This window comes from Rhizobium sp. SEMIA 4085 (assembly GCF_013004495.1).
Taxonomy (GTDB): Bacteria; Pseudomonadota; Alphaproteobacteria; order Rhizobiales; family Rhizobiaceae; genus Rhizobium; species Rhizobium gallicum.
Genome location: NZ_JABEPH010000385.1, coordinates 1 through 5,346, shown reverse-complemented (window position 1 = coordinate 5,346; position 5,346 = coordinate 1). Strand labels below are relative to the sequence as shown.

The window sequence follows — 5,346 nt, the reverse complement described above, 5'->3', positions numbered from 1 at the left end:
AAGCTGCAAGACCGACGCGCGCACTCAGCATCAGCGACACGGCGCTCGGCGCCATCCACACCGGCGGCATGTACAGCATGCCGGTCACCTGCCGCGCCTGGCCAAAACCGTAGATCAGCAGGATCAGCGAAAGAAGGCTTGCGATCGAATAGGCGATCTTCCAGCCGTTCTCACCGAGGCTTGCGATCATCGATTGGCGGAAACCGGGTGCAACCACCCGCACCAGATGGATACCGAGGAAGAGTATGATGCCGATGATAAGCAAGGCCATGGCGCGCGTCTCCTGTCCGTTTCCCGAGGCTTAACCGCAGCCGCAGGAAAATGCCAGCGGCACCGCAGCTTTGCCGCAATTCTGTAACAGGAAAGCCGCAAACAAATTTTCGCGGTGCCCATGTTTCGTTTCATTTTCCCTGCCTGCCTCGCCTTTTCCTTTGTCACCTCCCTTCCCGCCCAGGCAGCCGACCAGCCGCCGAAACAGTTGGTGATCGTGTCCTTCGATGGCGCCCATGACAACGCGCTGTGGCAGAAGAGCCGCGAGATGGCAGCAAGGAATGGCGCACACTTCACCTATTTTCTCTCCTGCACGTTCCTGATGAATCAGGCTGCGAAGAAAGCCTACCAAGCCCCTCATCAAAAACGCGGAAAGTCCAATGTCGGCTTTGCCCAAAGCGACGACGAAATCCGCGAGCGGCTCGGCAATATCTGGCATGCGCATCTCGAAGGCCACGATATTTCGAGCCACGCCTGTGGCCATTTCGACGGCCGCAATTGGAGCGAGGCCGATTGGTCCGCCGAATACTCGACCTTCGAGGCGACGCTGAAGAACGCCTGGAAAAGCGTCGACCTCAAAGAGCCGCAAGGTTGGCAGGATCTGGTCGAGCACGGCATCAAGGGTTTTCGCGCACCTTATCTTTCGGCGACGGCGGGCGGCGACATGATCGCTGCGCAGAAGAAGGCGGGCTTTTCCTATGACGCCAGCCTCGTCACCAAGGGTCCGGCCATGCCCGTCGCCGAAGACGGCATCATCCGCTTCGGCCTGCCGCTGATTCCCGAAGGTCCGAAGGAAAAGCCGGTTATCGGCATGGACTACAACCTCTTCATCCGCCACTCCAAGGGCGAAGAAGACAAGACCGACAGCAAGGTCTTCGAAGAGCGCGCCCACGCGGCTTTCAAAGACGCATTCGACAAGCAATATGCCGGAGACCGCATTCCCCTCCAGCTCGGGTTCCACTTCGTGGAAATGAATGGCGGCGCCTATTGGCGCGCGCTCGACCGCCTGGTGAGCGACGTCTGCCGCCGAACGGATGTCGCCTGCGTCAGCTACGCGGAAGCGATCCCGATGATCGAGGCGCGCGGGAAATTGCAGGAACAGGAAACCTCGGGGCTTTGAGCGCCGCCTTTGTGCGCCCTTTGAAACTCCTGCCGGGCCGGGCCCGCATCCGCCCTTCGAGCATCTTCTCCCCGCTGGGCAGAAGAGCAAAGCGACGCGCCCTGTTATTGCTGCGCCCAGCATTCATCAGCGACACCGCCACCCTCCATCGTTCGAGTGACTCAAACGTCACCACGAGTACCGGAAGGCGGATGAGGAGTTGCCGAAAACGGGACGCTCCAGCTTAGCGCAACCCAAGTCTTAGCCGTCCGGTTGGACGACGCCCTCACGATCGAGATAGCGCTGATCGATCTCCGGCAACGGTTCGTCGTCGATCGCCGCCTCGAAGGCCTTGAGGCGCTTGTGGATCGACAGAAGCTCGATGATCGTCGTCCAGGAATTGACGAGATACTGGAAGGAGTTGCTGACCTGGCCGAAGGCAGTCAGGATCTGCTGATAGATACCATAGGTGATCTTTCCCGCCACGATCGTCGGCACCAGCATGAAGGTCACGAACAGCGCGTCGGCCTGCAGATAGAAGTAGCGGGCAACATTGAAATAGAGATAGTGGAAATACATCCGAAAATAGTTGCGGCGGACGTTCGCAAACAGCTCGTTGACCGTCGGCGGCTGGGCCCGGTCGGCATAATCTTCGCCGTAAACAAGTTCCTTGCGGTAAGCAGCTTCCACGCGCTGGTTGCGGAAGTTCAATCCCGGCAGCTTGATACCGGCAACGGCGAGAAGCACCGTTCCGAACGCGGACCAGAAGAGCGCCAGCCAGAACAGCGTATGCCCGATTTCACCGACGATCGGCAGTTCGGAGACGTAACTTGAAAGGGCAAACAGGATCGGCAGGAATACGATGAGCGTCATCACCGAATTGATCAGGTTGATGCCAAGGCCTTCAAGAATGCTCGAGAAACGCATCGTATCTTCCTGAACACGCTGCGCAGCACCCTCGATATGACGAAGCTTCTCCCACTTGGACATGTAGAAATCATTCATGGCCGTTCGCCAGCGAAACACATAATGACTGGTGAAGAAGTCGGTGATGATTGAAACGAACATGCTGAGAAACGCGATCTGCGCAAAGATCAGCATAAGGCTATAGAAGTCCCAGACGGTGACTGGGGCCGTTTTCGCCAGCGCATTCTGCAACGTATCACCAAACGGACGGCGCCAGTTGTTGATGGCAACGGAAATCTGAACCCCGAAATATGTCGCCATGATAATGAGCGCAGAACCCCAAACGGACCAGATCCTCCAAGGATGGTCTTTCGCTCGCAGGTGCCAAAAACCGCAGAAGAGACCAACGCATATCAGGAAGAAGGCATAAAAAAACAGATTGTCGGGCAAGAGGAAAAAGTCGAGTCCGATTGGAGGCTCCTGCCCCTCGGGAAGCGGCCCGAAACCAAGAGAAAGTCCCGTCGATTCTCCGACGCCATACCACACGGCGATACAGATAAGTGCCCAGATGGCTACTGACGGGAAGAAGAGTTTCGGCTGCGGGAAGAAGGAATGGAACACGAGCAGTCGCTTTCCTGAACTGGAATCTTGGGAGTATCAGCTAACTGATTGTGCCGGAAACTATGGCAGTTCGAAGAAGGCAGCAATGGGTTCGGCCCATTGTTACGCATTTGTAACGGCTTATCCCAATCTCTTGATGACGGGAAGCACGAGGGCGGCGCACAGGATGAGGGCTGCGGCAGCTATAAAGGTCGGCATGGTGAAGCTGCCGGTCTGCTCGGCAATCCAGCCGGCAACGATGGGGCCGATGATCTGGCCGAGACCGAAGGCAGCGGTCATTGTCGCGAAGATGCGGCGCGCGCTTTGCGGAGCCAGCTTGCGGCCGATCTGCAGCCCGTAGGCGGTGATGGCGAGGAAGGGGGCGCCGAAGAGAGCGCCGCCGATCAGCGGCGCAATCGAATGCGGCAAAAGCACGGTCGCGAGACCCCCGACCGCCTCCATCAGCAAGGCGGCTACATAGACCCAGCCGAGGCCAAGCAGATATACCATCGGCCGCCATGCAAAAAGCGCAACGGCTGCCGTGAGCCCAGCGATGAACCAGCAGAGGAATTCGACCGTCTGCCCCGCCGCGTCCATGCGCGCGATTGTGACGAGGAAGGTCGCGGTGATCACGTAGCCGAAACCGAAGATGCCATAGGAAAGCGTGAGCAGAGCCACCGGCGGCCTCCAGACGATCGGCGGCTCCATGCCGGCATTGCCTGAGCGTACCGGCGCCGATGGCAGCAAAAGCCAGACGGCGGAAAAGCTGATTGCCGAAAAGATCGCACCGCCGATCCAGTCGGCTCGCCAGCCGGAGGCGCCGGCAAAGATGAGACCGATCAGCATCACCATGACCGAAGAGAGAGCAATGCCAGCACCCGGGCCGCCGAAATGCGCCGCCTGAACGTGATCGTTGCCCGCCGCAGCGCCATGACTCAAGACGATCGACGAGGTGAAGATCATCGCAAATGCGCTTGCCAATCCGGCCAGAAAACGGATGGTCGCGAAAACCGGAACGGAATTCGTGGCGGCCATGGCGGCAAGCAGTAGCGCGTTGGCCAGAAGCGCCGAGAGCGCGACCTTGCGTTCATGGCCAGCGACCCAGCTGTAAGTGGCAAGCACGGCGCCCGCGAGATAGCCTGCGAAATTGGCAGAAGCGATGAAGCCTGCATCGGCCGCCGAAAGCGGCACGCCGCTCATCATCCCGGGCAGGATCGGCGTATAGGAAAACCGCCCGAAGCCCATGGCGGCCGACATCGCGATCATGCCGGCAAGCGCCGGCCGGAAGAGGTTCACTGGTTCGGTATCGCTACGCACTAACATGCTTGGCTTTATCGCGCTGCACAATGGCAGAGACAAACGAGAAAATCTGATCGATCGATCAATTTCACAAATCCTCGGCGTCACTTGAAATGACATATCTTACGATATATGTTTTACGATATAGTGAACGATACATCGAATGACAAAGGAACGAACCATGAGAGGTTTCAGAGGTAGCGGCATGTTCGGCGAAGCGATGCGGATGGGAATGGGCCGCAAGTTTTCGGCTGGTGATCTTCAACTGGTGCTGCTGGCGTTGCTCGACGAGCGACCACGTCATGGCTACGAGCTGATCAAGACCCTGGAGGAGCGCTCGGGCGGCTTTTACGTTCCAAGCCCGGGCGTCATCTATCCGGCGCTGACCTATCTCGAAGAGACGGAACTGGCGGAAGTCCAGATCGAAGGTGCCAAGAAGCTCTACAAGATCACCGAACGCGGCAGGCAAAAGGTCGAGGAGAATCGCGCCATGATCCAGCACACGCTGAACAAGCTCGAGCGCATCGGCGAGAAGATGGCTTTCGTCAACCGCATGTTCGATCCGGATCACCACGGCCGCCACCGCGACGCCGAGGACGAGGAGGATCTGATGCGCGACAACGGCGACATTCGCGCCGCCCGCACACTGCTTCGCGCCGCACTGAGGATGCGTTACCCGTGGTCGAAAGCCGAAGCCACCCGCATCGCCGGCATCCTGGAACGCGCCGCCACGGAAATTCTGCAAGGTGGCAAGCCGGAGGCGAAGGGGTAAGGCCGGCTTCCCCACAGGCGAGAGGTTGCCAAATCTTGTGCTTGGCCACCAGCCAAGATTTAGAGTTCGCTGGTTAAGGTGAAACTACCTCGCGAGAAATCGCCGCTAAACCCCGCCATCCGGCAGCGTCAAAATCAGCGGACCGTTCCGGGTCGCTACCACAGTGTGCTCGAACTGCACGGTCGGGGCTTGCGGGTCGGCGTAGAGCGTCCAGGCATCGTCGCCGCCTTCGGCCCATGTCGCGCCGAGCGACAAGAAAGGCTCGACGGTAAAAACGAGCCCTTCGGTCATCATCCGCTTTTCGGAAGGATCGGGCCAGGTAGAAAGCTCGGCCGGCTCCTCGTGCAGCTGGCGCTTCTACACATCTCCTGACCCATGCGCCACCTGCACATCTCGCTAG

Annotated in this window: 5 protein-coding genes and 1 pseudogene; 2 read left to right on the top strand and 4 right to left on the bottom strand. The window is 58.9% G+C overall.

What is annotated here, in order from left to right; translation table 11 throughout:
- The coding region (locus tag C9413_RS27095) for an NnrU family protein (protein WP_281408684.1) at window positions 1–271 on the bottom strand (271 nt) is incomplete at its 3' end.
- Between the two features lie 120 nt (window positions 272–391).
- Between C9413_RS27095 and C9413_RS27090 the strand changes: the two genes are divergently transcribed.
- Window positions 392–1,390: a polysaccharide deacetylase gene (locus tag C9413_RS27090; RefSeq protein WP_039845541.1), complete on the top strand. Its 999-nt coding sequence runs from the start codon at window positions 392–394 to the stop codon at window positions 1,388–1,390.
- A 240-nt stretch (window positions 1,391–1,630) separates the two neighbouring features.
- Here C9413_RS27090 and sbmA read toward each other — a convergent pair whose 3' ends face one another.
- Entirely contained in the window at window positions 1,631–2,896 is a 1,266-nt protein-coding gene (sbmA, locus tag C9413_RS27085) for a peptide antibiotic transporter SbmA (protein WP_039845542.1), read from the bottom strand.
- Window positions 2,897–3,016: 120 nt separating this feature from the next.
- Complete coding sequence (locus tag C9413_RS27080; RefSeq protein ID WP_246703860.1) at window positions 3,017–4,198, bottom strand: YbfB/YjiJ family MFS transporter; 1,182 nt, start codon at window positions 4,196–4,198, stop codon at window positions 3,017–3,019.
- 157 nt (window positions 4,199–4,355) lie between these two features.
- On the opposite strand from C9413_RS27080, the gene C9413_RS27075 reads away from it, so the two are divergent.
- Window positions 4,356–4,946: a PadR family transcriptional regulator gene (locus C9413_RS27075; protein WP_039846861.1), complete on the top strand. Its 591-nt coding sequence runs from the start codon at window positions 4,356–4,358 to the stop codon at window positions 4,944–4,946.
- A gap of 105 nt (window positions 4,947–5,051) precedes the next feature.
- On the opposite strand, the pseudogene C9413_RS27070 reads toward C9413_RS27075, so the two are convergent.
- Window positions 5,052–5,294: pseudogene (locus C9413_RS27070) on the bottom strand (type I methionyl aminopeptidase); the annotation flags it as partial.
- Window positions 5,295–5,346 lie beyond the last annotated feature (52 nt).